A 14,420-nucleotide genomic window follows, 5' to 3' on the forward strand; every position below is an offset into this window, starting at 1 on the left:
CTAACGCCAGGATTTTGCATGACACTGCTTCTGACCCATACCGCCTGTCTCGACCATGTCACGCCTCCGGGGCACCCCGAGCGCCCGGACCGGCTGCGCGCGGTCGCCGAGGTGCTGGGGGAAGAGCGCTTCAAGCCGCTCACGCGCGGCGAAGCGCCCGAAGGCAGTCTTGATTCGGTCATGCTGTGCCACGGCGAACATTATGTCGGCGAACTCCGCCACATCGCCCCTCAGAGCGGGATGATCTATATCGACGGCGATACCTCGATGTCGCCGGGCACCTGGGAAGCGGTGATGCGCGGCGTCGGCGGCGCGGTGGCTGCGACGGACGCGGTGATGTCCGGAACCCATCAGAATGCTTTCGTCGCGGTGCGCCCGCCCGGCCATCATGCCGAGGTCTCGAAGCCGATGGGCTTCTGCTTCTTCGACAATGTCGCCATCGCTGCACGTCACGCCCAGCGCAAATACGGCATTGGTCACGCCGCGATCGTCGATTTCGACGTCCATCACGGCAACGGCACGCAGGACATCTTCTGGCACGATCCGACCGTGATGTATTGCTCGACGCACCAGATGCCGCTGTTTCCGGGCACCGGCGCCAGCGGCGAGCGCGGCGAACATGATACCATCGTCAATGCGCCGCTGGCTTCCGAAGACGGCAGCGCAAAATTCCGCGCCGCGTTCGAAAACCTGATCCTGCCGCAATTGCAGAAGTTCTCGCCGGAACTGATCATCATCTCCGCAGGCTTCGACGCGCACTACCGCGATCCGCTGGCCTCGCTCAACCTGAAGGCGGACGATTTCGGCTGGGTCACCCGCAAGCTGATGGATGTGGCGGACCATAGCGCCGGCGGGCGGGTTGTCTCGGTGCTGGAGGGCGGCTACGACCTGCAGGGGCTGAAAGAGTCGGTGGCGGCGCATGTCACGGCGCTGATGGGCGCGTAAATCCCTGCCACAATAGATTTGTGAAGCCCTTTGTTTTGCCGCGTTTTCTACGTGCGGAGCCGGTACCTACGTCGCTTGAAACGCTATAGTTTGATTCCGCCTGAACGGGCGCATTCGGGAACTCGATATGGCCGAAAATAACCAGATGGACGTCAAAAAACTCTCCTTCGAGCGGGCGATCGAGGAGCTTGAATCGATCGTGAAACGGCTCGAGGACGGTAAGGTGCCGCTGGAGGAATCGGTCGCGATCTACGAACGTGGCGAGGCGCTCAAGCGCCGCTGCGAAGAATTGCTGCGGCAGGCAGAGGCCCGCGTCGACAAGATCACGACCGATGCGAACGGCCAGGTCACGGGGACCGAGCCGCTCGACGTGCAGTAAGCCTGCCGTCTGGTCTTTCGGGGTTCGCGCAACAATCGGGAATATTGAGCAAATTCCGCGGCCCCGGCCGTGGGAGGCGGACCAGCCGAATTAGTTCTTTGCCCCCCGCACAGCCTGATATAGTCCGCCGACATTTGGGGACAGTACGTGCGCGTCGAGCACCGCCATATCATCTATATTCAGGGCTACGATCCGCGCGGGCTGGCGCAATATTACCGCATGTTCCGGACCGAGCTGCGCAAGTTCGGCCGGCTTTACCAGCTCCAGGCCACCATCGGCCGGCCAAAGGTGGCGTCCGACGACGAGATCGCGTCCTGGACCATCGATACCACAGCCTCCGACTGGCAGACACGCACGTCCTACGACTTCCTTCGGTTCGAGGACTTCATCCAGCAAGACCTGGCGTCGCCGATCTGGCGCACGGTGTTCAACGCGGTCTGGATCTACTGGCGTCTCCTCTTCTCCGGCACCATCGCCCGCTTCGGCAAGGCGAACTGGCGTTTTGCAACTTTCATCACCTATCCGCACCTGATGCTGTTGCTGGAGGCCGTGTGTGTCGGCGCCATCGCCTTCGTGTTCGAGAAGGGCCTGAACGCCATCGGCATTCCCGACGCATTCAGCATCGCCATCGCGGCCGCCCTCTTCGTTGCCCTGCTCGGCACGGTGCTGAAATACACCGAGAATGCCACCTACGTGCTTTATCTCCTGTGCGACACGATCTGGACCTGGGAGTTCTCGCACCGCGAGCGTCCGGAATGGGACCAGCGCATCGACCGCTTTGCGCAGCATCTGGTCAATATCGCCAAGAGCACCGACGCCGACGAGATCGTCATCGTCGGCCATAGTTCCGGATCGTTCTTGAGCACGGAAATGCTGGCGCGTGCGCTCAAGCTCGATCCCGCGCTCGGCCGTCACGGGCCGCGGATCGTGCTGCTGACCATCGGCGGCAATTTCCCGATCGTCGGCTATCACGCCGTATCGAAAGAATTTCGCGAGCATCTGCGGATGCTGGCGGTCGAGCCGTCGGTCGACTGGATCGACTGTCAGGCCCGCAAGGACGTGATGAATTTCTACCAGTTCGATCCGATCACGAGCCACGGCATCGACGTTGGGGCGGCGCGGCGCAACCCGAAGATCGTGCCGGTTCGCTTCCGTGACATCATCCGGCCCGAGCACTACGAGAAATTCCGCTGGCAGTTCTTCCGCGTGCATTTCCAGTTCGTGATGGCCAACGAACGGCCCAACGCCTACGACTTCTTCATGATCGTCTGCGGGCCGGTCCCGCTCAGCGCGCGCATGGCCGTCCCCGACGCCGCGCTTGATGTCGCCACCGGCGATTCCGGAGCGCGCGATCGGGCCTGGAAGAGGATCGAAGCGGCCACCACGGCGGCCGCAAGTGCCACGGATTTGAGCAAGTTGGAACCAACCGCCCGCCGCAGTGGTTGAAAATCGAGATTTTTCGGCCCTGCGCCCCCGAACCGAATCCGCGCTCCGGGTTGGCTTTGGCGGCGGCTTTGGTGTAAAGCTTGCCGTTCCATGCGCTGGGGAAAGCAGCCTGCCGGGCGATTTTCCACGGCTGCAAGCACCTCAAATAGCTAAAGAAACTGAACCGGGAAGGGTTAGAAGCGACTAAGTGATGCATATCACATGGTTTAAACCGGAGTGCATCTAGGCTTTCAAATCAGGTACCGGCCTGCCGGACTGGCAGGTGGGTCTGGATTTTCGCGGCGCGGTTAACGCGCTTCCCGTCTCGCGTCGGGCCTTTATCCCGACATGCAAAATTGGAATATCGCAGTGACCACATATAGTAAAACGCCGCTTCTCGATACCATCCGCACGCCCGAGGATCTTCGCAAGCTCAAGATCGAGCAGGTGCGGCAGGTCGCGGACGAGCTCCGCCAGGAAACCATCGACGCCGTCTCGGTGACCGGTGGCCACTTCGGCGCCGGCCTCGGCGTCGTCGAACTGACCACCGCGATCCACTACATCTTCGACACGCCGCGCGACCGCCTGATCTGGGACGTCGGGCACCAGGCCTACCCGCACAAGATCCTGACCGGCCGCCGCGACCGCATCCGCACGCTGCGCACCGGCGGCGGCCTCTCCGGCTTCACCAAGCGCACCGAGAGCGACTACGACCCGTTCGGCGCCGCGCACTCCTCGACCTCGATCTCCGCCGGCCTCGGCATGGCCGTGGCGCGCGACCTCTCCGGCGGCAAGAACAACGTGATTGCCGTGATCGGCGACGGTGCGATGTCGGCCGGCATGGCCTATGAAGCCATGAACAACGCAGGCGCGATGAATTCGCGGCTGATCGTCATCCTCAACGACAACGACATGTCGATTGCGCCGCCGGTCGGCGCGATGAGCGCCTATCTCTCCCGCCTCTACTCCGGCAAGACGTACCGCACGCTGCGCGACGCAGCCAAACAGATCAACAAGCGCCTGCCGAAAATCCTCGCCAACCGCGCCAACCGCGTCGAGGAATATTCCCGCGGCTTCATGATGGACGGCGGCACGCTGTTCGAGGAACTCGGCTTCTACTATGTCGGCCCGATCGACGGCCATAACCTCGACCATCTGCTGCCTGTTTTGAAGAACGTCCGCGACATGGAAACCGGCCCGATCCTGGTTCACGTCGTGACGCAAAAGGGCAAGGGCTACGCCCCCGCGGAAGCCTCCGCCGACAAGTATCACGCCGTGGTCAAGTTCGACGTCGCCACCGGCGCGCAGGCCAAGGCCAAGCCGAATGCGCCGGCCTACCAGAACGTGTTCGGCCAGAGTTTGGTCAAGGAAGCCGAGAAGGACGACAAGATCGTCGCCATCACCGCCGCGATGCCGTCGGGTACCGGCGTCGACATCTTCAACAAGTCATTTCCGGAGCGCACATTCGACGTCGGCATTGCCGAGCAGCATGCTGTGACGTTTGCGGCGGGGCTTGCCACCGAAGGCTACAAGCCGTTCTGCGCGATCTACTCGACCTTCCTGCAGCGCGGCTATGACCAGGTGGTCCATGACGTCGCGATCCAGAGCCTCCCGGTCCGCTTCGCGATCGACCGCGCCGGCTTGGTCGGCGCCGACGGCGCCACCCATGCCGGTTCGTTCGACAACGCCTATCTCGGCTGCCTGCCGAACTTCGTCATCATGGCGGCGTCCGACGAAGCCGAACTGGTGCACATGGTCGCCACGCAAGTCGCGATCAACGACCGCCCGAGCGCGGTGCGTTATCCGCGCGGCGAAGGCCGCGGCGTCGAAATGCCCGAGGTCGGCATCCCCCTCGAGATCGGCAAGGGCCGCATCGTCCGCCAGGGCAGCAAGGTCGCCCTGCTCTCGTTCGGCACGCGAATGGCCGAATGCGAAAAGGCTGCTGACGAACTCGCCGCCCACGGCCTGTCCACCACCATCGCCGACGCCCGCTTCATGAAGCCGCTCGACGTCGATCTGGTGCTGAAGCTGGCGCGCGACCACGAGGTGCTGCTCACCATCGAGGAAGGCTCGATCGGCGGCTTCGGCTCGCACGTCATGCAGACGCTGGCGGAACACGGCATGCTCGACGGCGGCTTGCGCATGCGTGCGATGATCCTGCCCGACGAGTTCATCGACCACGACTCGCCGAACGCGATGTATGCCTATGCCGGCCTTGACGCCAAGGGCATCGTCGCCAAGGTGTTCGACGCGCTCGGCAAGGATTACAAGACCGAGACCGTCAAGCTCGCCTGAGGCAAGCGCCGTTGGTGTAATCGGTCTTACCGCGGCCTCGTTCCGCCTCTCCCGCTTGCGGGAGAGGGAACGCAGTCCCGCCGCGGTCGGCTGTTCGACTGATTTTAGCGCCGGAAATCCCATGAAGATCTATCTGGCGGGTCCCGACGTGTTCCTGCCGGATTCAATCGAGATCGGGCGCAGCAAGGCCGCGATCTGCGCCCGACATGGGCTGACCGGTCTCTACCCGCTCGATAACGCGGTTAACCTTGCCGCCGCCGACGCGTCGCTTTCGATCTTCAAGGGCAATGAAGCAATGATGGATGCGGCGGACGCGATCATTGCCAATCTTACGCCGTTTCGCGGCCCCAGTGCCGACGCCGGCACGGTCTATGAACTCGGCTACATGGCCGGTCGCGGCAAGCTCTGCCTGGCCTATAGCAACGACCCCGCGGTTTATGTTGAGCGGGTAAAGCGGAACTACGATGTGACCAGATCCGCCACCGGCCACCTGATCGACGGCGAAGGGCTGGCGGTGGAAGATTTCGGCCTGCCCGACAATCTCATGATGATCCACACGCTCGATCTGCATGGTGCTAGACTGGTGACACCGCGACAGCGGCCGCAAGATATCTGGCACGATCTCACCTCGTTCGAGGCCTGCGTCGCTTTGGCGGCGGATCGCGCCACGGCAAATCGGACTGAACTTGGCTGACAAGAACGACAGCAAAACCTCTCCCCGCACGCGCGTGGACGTGCTGCTGGTCGAGCGCGGCCTGTTCGAAAGCCGCGCCCGCGCACGCGCTGCGATCGACGCCGGTGGCGTGACGGCCGACGGCAGGCCCGTGTTGAAGGCGTCGGAGATGATCGCCGTCAATGCCGAACTGTCCGCCCAGCCAGCGTACCCTTACGTCTCGCGCGGCGGCGTCAAGCTCGCCGGCGCGCTGGAGCAGTATCCGATCGAGATCGAGGATCATGTCTGCCTCGACGTCGGTGCCTCCACCGGCGGCTTCACCGAGGTACTGCTGGCTAACGGCGCCAGCCTCGTCTTCGCCATCGATGTCGGGCGCGGCCAGTTGCATCCCTCGCTGCAGAGCCATCCCAAAGTCGTATCGATGGAAGAAACCGACATTCGCCAGTTTGAGGGCAAGCGCCTGCCCGCCCGGCCGGATGTCGTCGTTATCGACGTCAGCTTTATTTCCTTGAAGGCGGTGCTGCCGGTGGCGCTGTCGCTGGCCGCAGCCCCGATGCATCTGCTCGCGCTGATCAAGCCGCAGTTCGAGGCGGAACGAAAGCACTCCAAGCACGGCATCATCCGCAACGCGATGGTGCATCAGGCGATCTGCGACGATATCTCGGCGTTCGCCGCCTCGCTCGGCTGCACCGATATCCAGGTGTTTCCGTCGTCGATCAAAGGCGGCGACGGCAATATCGAGTTCTTCATGGGCGCGCGCCGTGGCTGAGAGCGAACGCCTCGTCATCGACCATGTCGGCCATCACGGCGACGGCGTCGCCATATCAGGCGGCGGCAACATCTATGTGCCGTACACGCTTGGCGGCGAAACAATAGAGGCCGGTCCGGTTCCCGGCCACCACCCCGACCGCCGGCGATTGCTCAAGGTCGAGACAGCGAGCGTCGAGCGCGTCGCACCGTTCTGTCCGCATTTCGGCGTCTGCGGCGGCTGTGCGATCCAGCACTGGGACGCCGAACCCTATCGCGCCTGGAAGCGCGAGTTCGTGGTGACGACGCTGTCGCAGGCAGGAATCGATTGCGACGTCGCAGCCCTCGTCGATGCCCATGGCGCGGGCCGCCGGCGCATCATCCTGCACGGCCGAATCGGAACGCATGGCGTGCTCAAGGTCGGCTATGCCGCGGCCGGTTCGCACGACATCATTCCGATCGACCGCTGCCCGATCCTCGATCCCCAATTGAGCGGCGCGATCGAGGCCGCCTGGGCCATCGCCGAGCCGTTGATCGCGATGGGCAAACCGCTCGACATCCAGATCACCGCGACCAATAGCGGCCTCGACGTCGATGTGCGCGGCTCCGGGCCGGTATCTTCAGCCATGATCGCGCGGCTGTCGCGCATCGCCGAACAACATCGGCTGGCGCGGCTGACGCGTCACGGCGAACTGGTGCTGATGCGAACGCCGCCCGTAATTTCGATTGGCGCGGCGCAGGTCACGCTGCCGCCCGGCTCGTTCCTGCAGGCCACGGTGGCGGGCGAGGAGGCGCTAGCTGCGCTCGTCTCCGAACATTGCAAGCGCGCCAAACATATCGCCGACCTGTTCTGCGGCGTCGGCCCCTTCGCGCTGCGGCTTGCGGCGAAGTCGCGTGTTACCGGTTTCGACAGCGACACCGGCGCGGTAGCAGCCTTGCAGAAAGCCGCGACGTCCACCTCGGGGCTGAAGCCGGTCAAGGCCGAGCCACGCGACCTGTTCCGACGCCCGCTGATGCCGCAGGAACTGCGCGACTACGACACCGTCGTGTTCGATCCTCCGCGGCAGGGCGCGCAAGCGCAGGTCACCCAGATTGCGGCGAGCAAGGTGCCGACGGTGGTTGCAGTATCATGCAACGTCACGACGTTCGCGCGCGATGCGAAGATCTTAATCGACGGCGGTTTTACGATCGAAGGCGTCACACCCATCGACCAGTTCCGCCATACGCCGCATGTGGAATTGGTGGCGCGGTTCAGGCGATAAGGCGCTTCTTGCTTACCTTCCCCTTGGAGGTGAAGTCCGAATTCCGGATTCACCTCCCCCACCTGTCCTGCCAGATCTTCTCGCCGATCATGCAATTGACGCGCGGCTCCCTGCCCGCCGCAGGCACCACCGGGCGTTCGGGCGTGCGGCCGGCGATCTCGAGCAGCAGCTTGGTGCGGATCGCTTCCTTGAACTTGTCGCGGTCCTTGATGGTCACCACGAACGAGCCGGGGCCGCCGATGACGCAGTCCTCGTAATAGAAATCGAGATTGTCGATATCCATGGTGGAATAAGACGGCTCCTTCACCATGATCGGCAGGCCGTTGATGACGATGCCCTTTTCCAACGCGGCATCGCGCGCGATGAGGACCGGCGCGCCGTTGTTGTTCGGGCCATCGCCCGAGATATCGATCACTCGTCGCAAACCGCGGTGCGGGCTCTCGTCGAACAGCGGCATGGCGAAGTTGATCGCACCCGAAATCGAGGTGCGCGATGCCCGGCGGATCGGGGTCTTGACGATCTCGTTGGCGACGGCATCGGCCGTCTCGGGTCCATCGATCACGCGCCAGGGGATGATGATCTTCTGGTCGGTTGATGCCGCCCACTCAAAATAGGTGATCGCGATCCTGCCGTTCGGCCCGCTCTTGAGCGCCTGCAAAAACTCCTTGGAGACGATCGCCTGCGCGTAGCCTTCCCGCTGCAGCGCCAGTTCATCCATGTCCATCGAATAGGAGACGTCGACGGCAAGGACGAGTTCGAGGTCGACGGTCGGATTGGCGTCCTTGTCGGCCAGTTGGCCAGCAGCGGCGTTCGCCTGGTTTGTTGGGTTCGGCGCGGCAATACCTGCCACGTCGCCGCCAGCGAGCATGCCGGCTACAAGCACGACCCCGATCGAGACATACCAGCGCATTGCGGCCCTCCCGTCGAACGTCAGTGATGGTGACATGCAAAATGGCCGACGCAAAGCGCTGAAATCATTTGTCCTTCACATTCGGGTTAGGATCGACTTCGTCCGCAGCAGGCATGCTCGGCCGGTTCCACACCGCGAGCGCCCTGTCCGAATCCGGCGCGATGGCCGGCTTGATCGAGCTGAAACTCTCGGCGCCCCCGGTTTCAGGACCGGCCTGGAGCCTGTAAACTGATCGAGACGGCCGTCAGCCGCGGCGATCGGACCATGGCGCAGCGCCTGGCAGACCGCCGCGCCAACTGAACGCCGCGGGCTCGTCGGATTTCCTTCGCTTCGGGACTACAAATGGCAGATACCGTCGTCACGCCAAAAACCAAGGTCAAAACCAAGGTCGAACGGCCGCGCTTGCACAAGGTCATCCTGATCAATGACGACTTCACACCGCGTGAATTCGTCGTCACGGTGCTGAAGGCCGAATTCCGCATGACCGAGGACCAGGCCCACAAGGTGATGATAACAGCGCACCGCCGCGGCGTCTGCGTCGTCGCCGTGTTCACCAAGGACGTCGCCGAGACCAAGGCCACCCGCGCCACCGACGCCGGCCGCGCCAAGGGCTATCCGCTCCTGTTCACGACCGAGCCCGAGGAGTAGTCGCCCTCAACTCGCCGACGTTTCGTCAGCCAGACCATAGACCCGCTCGGCCTTGGCGAAGCCGGCGACAGGAAACTCGCCAAGCTCGCTCCAGCCGCCGCGGCAAATTCCGGCAAAGCCTTCGGAGGCGACGACGGTGCGGCCGAGCTGGCTGGCAATCTTTTCGAGCCGCGCCGCGAGGTTGACCGCGGGACCGATGCAAGTGAAGTCGAGCCGGTTGCCACCGCCGATATTGCCGTAGAGAATTCGCCCGACATGCAGGGCGAGGCCGAAACGAAAACGTTCGACCGCGTCGCCAATCGGATAGTTCAGCTCGGCCACGCTGGCGCGGGATTCGTGAGCAGCCTCCAACACGTGCGAGCAGACCTTCTGCTCGTCGCCGACATATTCATCGATGGGGAAAACCGCGAGCAGCCCGTCACCCATATATTTCAACACGTCGCCGCCGTGCTTCTTGATCGCCGCGACCTGGCAATCGAAATACTGGTTCAGAATATCGACGACGGTCTCGGCCGGCAGCCGGTCCGACAACGCCGTGAAGCCACGCAGATCGGACAGCCAGATTGCGGCATTCATCATCTCGGTGTGGCCGCGGCGAATCTGGCCGCCCATGATCCGCTCGCCGGCACTGTTGCCGACATAGGTATCCAGAAGACTCGCGGCCATGCGGTTCAAACTGAGAATCTCGACCACCCGCGCTAGCGGCTTCGCAAGACTCCGCAGCGCCACCAACTGTTCATCCGTGAACCCGCCCGGCTGCTTGGTGGTCCAGCTCGATGCGTTCACCGTGCCGCCAATGAAGGGCAGCGGCAGGGCGACATAATCCGTGACGCCTTCGGCGCGAAGATCGTCGATGATTGGAAAACGCCTGCTCTGGGGATCATCGGGCCGGGCTCGAACTTCCAGCCCATGTTGGAACACGATGATCAGCGGGCTGGTGTGAAAATCCGGTGACTGCAGGATATTGTAATCGACCGAACCGATCTCGACCTCGGCGCCTGGCTTCCAGATAAAGCTGCGCCCATAGATTTCGGGATGCAGGGTACGAACGAAGACGCCGACGCGCCACAGCGGCAGGCCCGCCGCCACCATCCGCTCGCAGGTCTCCGCCATGAAACTCTTCGGGCTGGCCCTGGATCTGCCGCCGTCGATCAGCCAGTCGGTCAGCTTCTGCAGTTCTGAGACATCCATCACGCCGGTATTTGCCGCGCAACTCCGTGAAAGGTCAAGCGCGCTCCCGGCGTGACCCGACGACGGAGCTGCGCTAGCTTTACGATGCAAAAATAACAGGAAACGTCAAAGTGTACGACATCATCATCGTCGGCGGCGGATCGGCGGGCTCGGTCTTGGCCCACCGGCTCTCCGCCAGGAGCGCCAACAAGGTCCTGCTCTGCGAAGCAGGCCAGGACACGCCGCCCGGCAACGAACCGCCCGAGATCCGCGACAGCTATTCGGGGCTGGCATATTTCGATCCGCGCTTCCACTGGACCGAACTCAAGGTCACGACCCAAATCGTCAGCCACAACAACCCCGATGAAAGCCGCCCGCCGCTCCGCAAGTATGAGCAGGCGCGCGTACTGGGCGGCGGGTCCTCCATCAACGGCCAGATGGCCAACCGCGGCGCGCCGACCGACTACGCGGAGTGGGAGGCCCGCGGCGCCGCGGGCTGGAACTGGAAGGACGTGCTGCCATACTTCAAGAAGGTCGAGCGCGATCTCGATTTCGACGGGCCGTTGCACGGCAAAGACGGCCGTATCCCCGTCCGCCGAATTTCGCACCAGCATTGGACAGGACATTCGCAGGCGGTGGGCGAGGCCTGCAAGCTCGCCGGCTATGCGTTCCTGCCCGACCAGAACGGCGAGTTCGTCGACGGCTACTTTCCGGTGACCCACTCCAATCAGGGCGAGCAGCGTGTCTCGGCTGCGATGGGCTATCTTGATCGCGAAACACGCAAGCGCGCAAACCTGACGATATCGACCAACGCGCAAGTCAAGGAGCTGCTGTTCGAGGGCACGCAATGCATCGGCGTGAAGGCGCTGGTCGATGGCCGCGAACAGGCGTTTCGCGGTCGCGAGGTCATCCTTTCATGTGGCGCGATCCATTCGCCGGCGCATCTGTTGCGTGCTGGTATCGGACCGGTCGGGCACCTGAAGGAAATGGGCATTCCGGTCCTGATGGGCCTTGCGGGCGTCGGCCAGGGTCTGATGGATCATCCCTCGATCGCGCTGTCGTCGTTTGTCCGCCGTGGTGCGCGCATGAACGCGCACACCAGACGCCACATCCAGATGGGGCTGCGCTACTCCTCGGGCCTTCCGGGAACGCCGGCCGGCGACATGTTCGTCGCCGTCCTCACCAAGTCGGCGTGGCATTCGGTCGGCGAGCAGATCGCCTCGCTGCTCACTTTCGTCAACAAGACCTATTCGGAAACCGGGCAGGTGAAACTCGCCTCAACCGACCCGCGCGCAGAACCAATTGTCCAGTTCAACCTGCTGTCCGACAGGCGCGATCTGGATCGCCTGATGAGCGGCTTTCGCAAGATGGCGGCGCTGCAGATGAGCGCGCCGCTCAAGGCCGTCACCGACAAGCCATTCCCGGCCTCGTATTCCGACCGCGTGCGCAAGATCGGTGTGGTCAACACCAAGAACAAGATCCTCACCGCCATTGCCGCAACGCTGATGGACGGGCCGGCGGCGTTGCGTCACGCCATGATCGATAACTTCATCGTCGAAGGTTTTACGTTCGAGCAGGTCATGCGCGACGACGAGGCGCTCGAAGCCTTCGTGCGCAAGGCGGCGATCGGCGTGTGGCACGCCTCCTGCTCATGCCGGATGGGCCGGGCGGACGATCCGATGGCGGTCGTCGACACGCAAGGCCGCGTCAAGGGCGTGCAGGGATTGCGCGTGGTCGACGCCTCGATCTTCCCGGTGGTGCCATGCGCCAACACCAATTTCCCGGTCCTGATGGCCGCGGAAAAGATCGCAGACGCCATGCAGTGAGAGAAAGCCTGGTCCTTACCCGCCGACCTGCCCGCGGTGGCGCAGGAAATGATCGGCCAGCACGCAGGCCATCACGGCCTCGCCGACCGGCACCGCGCGGATACCGACGCAGGGGTCGTGACGGCCCTTTGTCATGATGTCGGTGTCGGCGCCGGCGCGATCCACCGTCTTGCGCGGCGAGAGGATCGACGAGGTCGGCTTCACCGCAAAGCGCACCACCACCGGCTGGCCGGTCGAAATGCCGCCGAGCACGCCTCCGGCATGATTGGACAGGAAGCGCGTGCCGTTATTGCCGGTGCGCATCTCGTCGGCGTTTTCCTCGCCCGACAATTCGGCAGCAGCAAAGCCCGCGCCGATCTCGACACCTTTCACCGCATTGATGCTCATCATGGCCGCCGCCAGGTCGGCGTCCAGCTTGGCGTAGATCGGCGCGCCCCATCCTGCTGGCACGCCTTCGGCGATCACTTCGATGACCGCGCCGATCGAGGAACCGCTCTTGCGGATGCCGTCCAGATACTGCTCGAAGAAGGCGGCCTTGTCCTTGTCGGGACAAAAGAATGGATTGCGCGCGATCTCGTCCCAATCCCACTTGTCGCGATCGATCTTGTGCGGGCCCATCTGTACCAGCGCACCGCGCACCTTCACCTCGGGAAGGATTTTGCGCGCGATGGCGCCGGCCGCGACCCGCGTCGCGGTCTCGCGCGCCGACGAGCGGCCGCCGCCGCGATAATCGCGCAGGCCGTATTTGGCCTCATAGGTGAAGTCGGCATGCCCCGGGCGAAACTTGTCCTTGATCTCGGAATAGTCCTTGGAGCGCTGGTCGGTGTTCTCGATCAGAAGCGCGATCGGCGTTCCCGTCGTCACCTGCACGCCGGTTTCCGGATGGGCCATCACGCCGGACAGGATCTTGACCGCATCCGGCTCCTGGCGCTGGGTGGTGAAGCGCGACTGGCCCGGACGGCGGCGGTCGAGATCGTGCTGGATGTCCTCGGATGTCAGCGGGATCAGCGGCGGACAACCGTCGACCACACAGCCGATCGCGACCCCGTGGCTTTCGCCGAAGGTCGTGACCCGGAACAGATGGCCGAAGGTGTTGTGGGACATGGTGGCTAGATACGCTCGTCGATGTAAACAATCAGCATTTATCATTTATGTTGACTGGCAACATAACGCTGCGAGTGGTAACGCGCGCAGCCCATCGGGTCAAATAGGCCAGCTCTCGTCATGGCCGGGCCGGCTCACTACCCGCGAAGCTAGCCGAAGGCCGCGACTACGGTTTCGATGGGGAGAAACAGAGTGCGGCTATCTTCCGGATACTCGATGAACTCGGCGCATCTCATGTAGAAGTGCTTCGCCGCTTCATCCTTCGCATGCACAAGAATCGCTCCAATGCCGATGCTCTGTGATGCGACCGCGATGCGGCGAAGCGCGTCCGAGAGGATGTCGGCGCCTAGCCCCTTGCCCGCGTGGTCGCGGCTGACCGCCAATCGCCCGATGACCGATACCGGAATCGTGTCGGGCGCATTGCGCCGCACCTTGCCCGGCGCCGCCGCGCGCTCCACCGCCCCGGCCGAGATGCAGAAATAGGCGACGGCCCGGTTGCCTTCGCAGACGACATAAGTGCGTGAAAAGCGGCTTTCGTTCTTCAAAGCCCGGTGCCGTAGCCAGTCGTTCAATGCAGGTTCGCCGCAGTCGAAGCCCGAAAGGTCATGTTCGGCAGTGAGGGGAACGGGCGCCGATAATCCGGGTTCGGGGCGTTCCGATGCTTCTTCTACTTCTGCCATGCCGGCGCTCGGCGCAGCAGCGACCGCAGCTTCGGTCCCGGCGCGGGGGGATTATCAAGCGCGTGCATAAAGGCATCGTAACGCTTAGAATTGAGTACGAACAGACGCTGGTCCAGCAGCACGTCAATCGCTTGCCGTCGGGCAGTCTCGATCATGAACTCCGTGCGCGTCTTGCCGAGGATCGCCGCTGCATCGTCGATAAGTTGTCGGGTATTGGCTTCGATGCGCAGGTTGATGCTGCCCTTCGCATCCGTAACGGATGAGCGCTCTGCGACAGCAATGGTCACATTTCCCAAGTCTTCGGGGGGTGAGGAGCGGTCCCTTGGCATTGCTTGGAATATATACTCTGTATATAC

Annotated in this window: 14 protein-coding genes; 9 read left to right on the forward strand and 5 right to left on the reverse strand. The window is 63.3% G+C overall.

Annotated features, from left to right (window positions below):
* Positions 1-18 precede the first annotated feature (18 nt).
* The 7 genes from CQ13_RS13615 (at position 19) to CQ13_RS13645 (ending at position 7,726) form a co-directional block, all read left to right on the forward strand.
* Positions 19-945 carry a histone deacetylase family protein gene (locus CQ13_RS13615; protein WP_057843364.1) on the forward strand — a complete coding sequence of 309 codons (927 nt, stop codon included), beginning with the start codon at positions 19-21 and terminating at the stop codon, positions 943-945.
* A gap of 127 nt (positions 946-1,072) precedes the next feature.
* A complete protein-coding gene (locus CQ13_RS13620) occupies positions 1,073-1,324 on the forward strand; it encodes an exodeoxyribonuclease VII small subunit (protein ID WP_028346794.1) in 252 nt (83 codons plus the stop codon).
* A 147-nt stretch (positions 1,325-1,471) separates the two neighbouring features.
* Positions 1,472-2,770: a hypothetical protein gene (locus tag CQ13_RS13625; RefSeq protein ID WP_057843365.1), complete on the forward strand. Its 1,299-nt coding sequence runs from the start codon at positions 1,472-1,474 to the stop codon at positions 2,768-2,770.
* Between the two features lie 327 nt (positions 2,771-3,097).
* Entirely contained in the window at positions 3,098-5,044 is a 1,947-nt protein-coding gene (gene dxs, locus CQ13_RS13630; protein WP_057843366.1) for a 1-deoxy-D-xylulose-5-phosphate synthase, read from the forward strand.
* A gap of 121 nt (positions 5,045-5,165) precedes the next feature.
* Positions 5,166-5,738, forward strand: coding sequence for a nucleoside 2-deoxyribosyltransferase (locus CQ13_RS13635; RefSeq protein WP_057843367.1), 573 nt, complete (start codon positions 5,166-5,168; stop codon positions 5,736-5,738).
* Positions 5,731-6,486 carry a TlyA family RNA methyltransferase gene (locus CQ13_RS13640; RefSeq protein WP_057843368.1) on the forward strand — a complete coding sequence of 252 codons (756 nt, stop codon included), beginning with the start codon at positions 5,731-5,733 and terminating at the stop codon, positions 6,484-6,486. Before CQ13_RS13635 ends, CQ13_RS13640 begins: the two co-directional genes overlap by 8 nt.
* Complete coding sequence (locus CQ13_RS13645) at positions 6,479-7,726, forward strand: class I SAM-dependent RNA methyltransferase (RefSeq protein WP_057843369.1); 1,248 nt, start codon at positions 6,479-6,481, stop codon at positions 7,724-7,726. Before CQ13_RS13640 ends, CQ13_RS13645 begins: the two co-directional genes overlap by 8 nt.
* A gap of 49 nt (positions 7,727-7,775) precedes the next feature.
* Here the strand turns inward: CQ13_RS13645 and CQ13_RS13650 are convergent, their stop codons facing one another.
* Positions 7,776-8,636 carry a DUF1194 domain-containing protein gene (locus CQ13_RS13650; protein WP_057843370.1) on the reverse strand — a complete coding sequence of 287 codons (861 nt, stop codon included), beginning with the start codon at positions 8,634-8,636 and terminating at the stop codon, positions 7,776-7,778.
* A 342-nt stretch (positions 8,637-8,978) separates the two neighbouring features.
* Here CQ13_RS13650 and clpS point away from each other — a divergent pair, with 342 nt between their 5' ends.
* A complete protein-coding gene (gene clpS / locus CQ13_RS13655; protein WP_057843371.1) occupies positions 8,979-9,284 on the forward strand; it encodes an ATP-dependent Clp protease adapter ClpS in 306 nt (101 codons plus the stop codon).
* A 6-nt stretch (positions 9,285-9,290) separates the two neighbouring features.
* Here clpS and CQ13_RS13660 read toward each other — a convergent pair whose 3' ends face one another.
* Positions 9,291-10,475 carry an adenylate/guanylate cyclase domain-containing protein gene (locus CQ13_RS13660; RefSeq protein ID WP_057843372.1) on the reverse strand — a complete coding sequence of 395 codons (1,185 nt, stop codon included), beginning with the start codon at positions 10,473-10,475 and terminating at the stop codon, positions 9,291-9,293.
* A gap of 110 nt (positions 10,476-10,585) precedes the next feature.
* Between CQ13_RS13660 and CQ13_RS13665 the strand changes: the two genes are divergently transcribed.
* On the forward strand, positions 10,586-12,280 hold the full coding sequence (locus CQ13_RS13665; protein WP_057843373.1) for a GMC family oxidoreductase: 1,695 nt from the start codon (positions 10,586-10,588) through the stop codon (positions 12,278-12,280).
* Positions 12,281-12,295: 15 nt separating this feature from the next.
* Here CQ13_RS13665 and aroC read toward each other — a convergent pair whose 3' ends face one another.
* From aroC to CQ13_RS13680, 3 genes are all read right to left on the reverse strand, one after another.
* Complete coding sequence (gene aroC, locus CQ13_RS13670; protein ID WP_057843374.1) at positions 12,296-13,384, reverse strand: chorismate synthase; 1,089 nt, start codon at positions 13,382-13,384, stop codon at positions 12,296-12,298.
* Positions 13,385-13,533: 149 nt separating this feature from the next.
* Positions 13,534-14,064, reverse strand: coding sequence for a GNAT family N-acetyltransferase (locus tag CQ13_RS13675; protein WP_057843375.1), 531 nt, complete (start codon positions 14,062-14,064; stop codon positions 13,534-13,536).
* Positions 14,052-14,393 carry a type II toxin-antitoxin system TacA family antitoxin gene (locus CQ13_RS13680; protein WP_057843376.1) on the reverse strand — a complete coding sequence of 114 codons (342 nt, stop codon included), beginning with the start codon at positions 14,391-14,393 and terminating at the stop codon, positions 14,052-14,054. Before CQ13_RS13680 ends, CQ13_RS13675 begins: the two co-directional genes overlap by 13 nt.
* Between the last annotated feature and the right edge of the window lie 27 nt (positions 14,394-14,420).

The sequence above is a fragment of the Bradyrhizobium retamae genome, assembly GCF_001440415.1.
Taxonomy (GTDB): Bacteria; Pseudomonadota; Alphaproteobacteria; order Rhizobiales; family Xanthobacteraceae; genus Bradyrhizobium; species Bradyrhizobium retamae.